The sequence below is a fragment of the Kitasatospora sp. NPDC058190 genome, assembly GCF_042883685.1.
Classification (GTDB): domain Bacteria; phylum Actinomycetota; class Actinomycetes; order Streptomycetales; family Streptomycetaceae; genus Kitasatospora.
The window spans coordinates 1-4,103 of record NZ_JBHVVI010000254.1; the positions used below are offsets into that span (position 1 = coordinate 1).

General features: G+C 71.6%; 4 protein-coding genes and 1 pseudogene. 3 read left to right on the forward strand and 2 right to left on the reverse strand.

Translation table 11 applies throughout. The annotated features are described in order from the left end of the window. Window positions 1-113, reverse strand: a pseudogene (locus tag ACFVWU_RS44450) (electron transfer flavoprotein subunit beta); the annotation flags it as partial. Between the two features lie 263 nt (window positions 114-376). Beyond that, entirely contained in the window at window positions 377-790 is a 414-nt protein-coding gene (locus tag ACFVWU_RS44455; protein WP_387632330.1) for a thioredoxin family protein, read from the reverse strand. A 209-nt stretch (window positions 791-999) separates the two neighbouring features. Here ACFVWU_RS44455 and ACFVWU_RS44460 point away from each other — a divergent pair, with 209 nt between their 5' ends. The 3 genes from ACFVWU_RS44460 to ACFVWU_RS44470 all read left to right on the forward strand — a co-directional run bounded on the left by ACFVWU_RS44460 (window position 1,000) and on the right by ACFVWU_RS44470 (window position 4,003). Further along, window positions 1,000-1,425, forward strand: coding sequence for a DUF4395 domain-containing protein (locus ACFVWU_RS44460; RefSeq protein ID WP_387632332.1), 426 nt, complete (start codon window positions 1,000-1,002; stop codon window positions 1,423-1,425). A gap of 283 nt (window positions 1,426-1,708) precedes the next feature. Beyond that, window positions 1,709-2,479: a lysophospholipid acyltransferase family protein gene (locus ACFVWU_RS44465; protein ID WP_387632333.1), complete on the forward strand. Its 771-nt coding sequence runs from the start codon at window positions 1,709-1,711 to the stop codon at window positions 2,477-2,479. 210 nt (window positions 2,480-2,689) lie between these two features. Further along, window positions 2,690-4,003: a TolB family protein gene (locus tag ACFVWU_RS44470; RefSeq protein WP_387632335.1), complete on the forward strand. Its 1,314-nt coding sequence runs from the start codon at window positions 2,690-2,692 to the stop codon at window positions 4,001-4,003. Window positions 4,004-4,103: the final 100 nt, after the last annotated feature.

Here is a 4,103-nt window from a genome sequence, read left to right on the forward strand (position 1 = left end):
TCCGACAGGAGGCCGTCCACGCCCTCCCGGTCGGTGGTGTGGTCGTCCGCGAAACGACGGTCACCCGTCGCGTCCGGCACGTACTTCACACAGACAACGATCCTCAAGCTCACGGCCTGTCTCCTGTACTGGTCTCGTCCGGCGGCTGCGGTGGTGCAAGCGGGCGCGACACACCACGCACCCGCTCCGGGCAGCGAGTTTCCCGTGCCGGTCCGGAACTTCCTGGCAGCATACTCGCCAGTAGCTCAGTGGTCACTACTGGCCAGTAGCTTACGCCGGGACGGCTGCACCGCCGCTTGCGCCCATCCTGCCCCAGGCGGGCGCGGACTCCACCTCACGGGGTGGCCCGGACCGGCGCGCGAGCCCCCGTCGGCCCTCAGACCGCCTGCCCCAGCGCCGCGATCACATCCGCCTTGCGCGGCATCCCCGCCGCCCGGCGCACCACCCGGCCACCCGCGTCCAACACCAGGACAGTCGGCGTCCGCAGCACCTCCAGCCGACGGACCAGCTCCAGCTGCGCCTCGGCGTCCACCTCGATGTGCGCGACCCCGTCGACCATCCCCGCCACCTCGGCGAGTACCCGCCGGGTGGCCCGGCACGGCTGACAGAACGCGGTGGAGAACTGCACCAGCGTCGCCCGCTCACCGAGCGGCCCGCCCAGGTCGGCCTCCGACAGCCGTATCGCCTCGTCCTTGGTGCGCACCCTCAGCCTTCCGTCTCGCCCGACCCGCAGCAGACCGAACGTGGCAGCCACCGCCAGCACGACAACGCACACCACCGATCCGGTCATCCCTCCAGTCTGCGACAGCGCGCGCGACCCCCGAAAGAGAGGTCGACCGCCGGCGCCGGGCCCGCGTACGATCGGCCGGTGGATTCCGAGCGCACCGCACCGCCGTTGCTGACCTCCCGTCGCGTCGTCGACCTGGGGCGGGCCACCACCTCCCGCTGACATCGACGCGCCCCGCCGCAGCCGTCCGTCGCGACCCTCCCGGAGCCCCTGTGCAGACCGACCCCCGCGGTCCCCGCTTCTCCTCCGCGCTCACCGCCATCGTCCTGGCGGCCGTCCTGATCACCGGCAGCGGCCTCCTGCTCGCCGCCCAGGCCCTGGTCTTCGCGCTCAGCGCCTGCGGCGGGTTGCGGCTCTCCCCGTACGGCCTGTTGTTCCGGGTCCTCGTCCTCCCCCGGCTGGCACCGCCCACCGCGACCGAGGACGAGCGGCCGCTGCGCTTCGCCCAGGGCGTCGGCCTGGTCTTCACCTCCGTGGGCACCCTCGGCTACCTCACCGGCGTCACCTGGCTCGGCCTGCTGGCCACCGCCTTCGCCCTGGCCGCGGCCTTCCTGAACGCCGCCTTCAGCTACTGCCTGGGCTCCGAGATGTACCCGATCGTCCGGCGCGCCCAGGGCCGCGTCGGCGCCGGGGCCTGACCGGCACCACCGCCCCGCCGCCGCACCCACCCCCGCGCCCACCACCCGCCCGCCGCGCCACCGGGTTCGGGGACCGGAAAAGTTCCCGACCCGATTCATCACGGAGATCACACCGCGAATATTCGCTTGACCGCACGCCTCAGGTGACAGCAGGCACTCGTTCGGGGGATCATCTCCGTGTATCACCCGTGACCGCCGCGGCGTGCCGTGCTCCGGTCGGCCCCCTCGCAACGGCGCGGGTACCGCCGTACCGGGCTCCGGCCCGTGGAAGTCAGGACTGACCGTGGCAGAGTTCGTCTACCCGCCGGTGATCGGCGCCGCACTCACCGCCTTCCGTGCGCTCGACGTGCGGATCAAGATCGTGGGTGCCGAGCACATCCCCGCCAAGGGCGGGGCGGTGCTGGTCAGCAATCACATCAGCTACCTGGACTTCCTCTTCGCCGGCCTGGGCGCCTACCGCGGCGGCAAGCGCAAGACCCGCTTCATGGCCAAGGACGACGTCTTCAAGCACCGCATCTCCGGCCCCCTGATGCGCGGCATGAAGCACATCCCGGTCGACCGCACCGACGGCCAGCCCGCTTACGAGGCCGCCGTGCGCGCCCTCAAGGCCGGCGAGGTCGTCGGGGTGTTCCCCGAAGCGACCATCAGCCGCTCGTTCATGCTGAAGAAGTTCAAGACCGGCGCGGCCCGGATGGCCGCCGACTCCGGCACCCCGCTGCTGCCCGTCGTGCTCTGGGGCACCCAGCAGCTCTGGACCAAGGGCCGCCCGAAGACCCTCACCAAGCGCCACGTCCCGGTGACGATCATGATCGGCGAACCGATTCACCTGGGCCCGGACGACAAGCCCGTCATGGTCACCAGAAAGCTGCGCGCCGCCATGAGCGAGATGCTCGACCAGGCCCAGCGCGAGTACCCCGGCAAGCCCTCCGGACCGGACGACACCTGGTGGCAGCCTGCCCACCTCGGTGGCACCGCGCCCACCCTGGAGGTCGCCGAGGCCGAGGACGAGGTGGAGGCCCTCGCCAAGGCCGAGCGCCGCGCCGCCCGGAGCTGACCGAATCCCACCGCCTACTCCGCGCGACCGAGTGAACTCGCTCCGTCGCGTGTCGCCCGGCCACCGACCCGCTCCTTCTGACACAGTGACAGCTCTTCCAGGGGCCTCCGTCCCGGATCTCCTCCTTGATCCGAGACGGAGCACACGTCGGAGCGGTCGGAAAGGTCGAAAACGGAGATGGCACGGATCACCGGCACACGGCAGTCCCCCATGAGCAAGGCCCGCACCCGCGCAACCGCCGGTGCGGGCCTTCTGCTTCTGGGCACCCTGCTCACCGGCTGCGGGGCCGAGCCCGGGGAGATCCCGCTGTCCGAGATCCGCCCGGAGTCCCCCAGCGCCACCCCTGAGCCCACCGCTTCCGCAACCCCCGCTGTGGTCGCCGCCGCAGCCGCCACGCCCGCGCACAACGGACTGATCGTCAGCCGGGCCTACACCGACGCCCGCCGCACCACCAGCGCCATCGTCACCCTCGCCCCCGACGGCACCGCCCAGCAACAGGTCACCCAACCACCCGACCGCGCCCGCGACGACCGCCCCGACTGGTCCCCCGACGGCAGCGCCATCGCCTTCGACCGAACCGATCCGCAGAGCGGCACCGCCCGCCTCTGGACGGTCTCCGCCACCGGCGACAACGCCCACCAGATCAGCCAGCTCTGCGACACCAGCAGCAGCACCGCCGACTGCGCCAACGAGGACGAGCGCGCCCCCGCCTACTCCCCGGACGGCAAGCAGCTCGCCTTCAGCCGCTCCTGGGGTGCCCTCGACCAGGCCCACACCAACCAGATCCAGTACTCGGACCTCTACCTGATGAGCCCCGACGGCACCAACGTCCAGCGGCTCACCTTCCTCACCAACGACAAGCCGTACTCCGGTGCCGTCAGCAACCCCAGCTGGTCCCCCGACGGCAAGCAGCTCACCTTCGAGTACCGCACCAGCGCCACCGGACAGCCCGCCAACAGCCGCGCCATCTACATCGTCAGCGCCGACGGCACCGGGCTCCGCCAGCTCACCCCCTGGGAACTGCGCGCCGGCGACCGCGCGAGCTGGTCCCCCGACGGCACCCAGATCCTCTTCACCACCTACCCGGACGGCCCCGACAACACCCCCGGCGGCGGCATCTACACCGTTCACCCCGACGGCAGCGCCATCGGCGCCCTCACCCCCGCCCCCTCCGACACCTCCTACGGCACCGCCGCCTACGCGCCCGACGGCAAATCCATCGTCTTCACCCAGGCCCCCGCGGGCTCCGGCCCCGACCTCTACAGCATGCAGCCGGACGGTACGGGCGTCGCCCGGCTCACCAACAGCGCCGACAAGTGGCTCGGCCGGCCTGCTTGGGGAACGGAAGCGATGCCGGTGCAGGCATCCCAGACACCGCAGGCACCGCAGGAATCCCAAGCGCCGCAGGCATCTCAGACACCCCGAGTGCCCCAGTCGGATGCCCCGACGGCATCTGCCGAGGCGACGCCGAGTCAGGCACAAGGGCAGCCGCAGGACGGCGAGGACGCCCCTCAGGACCACTGACCCGAAACGCGAAAAGGCCCCACCCGGAAACCGGGTGGGGCCTTCTCTGAATGATTGTTCGGCGGCGTCCTACTCTCCCACAGGGTCCCCCCTGCCGTAC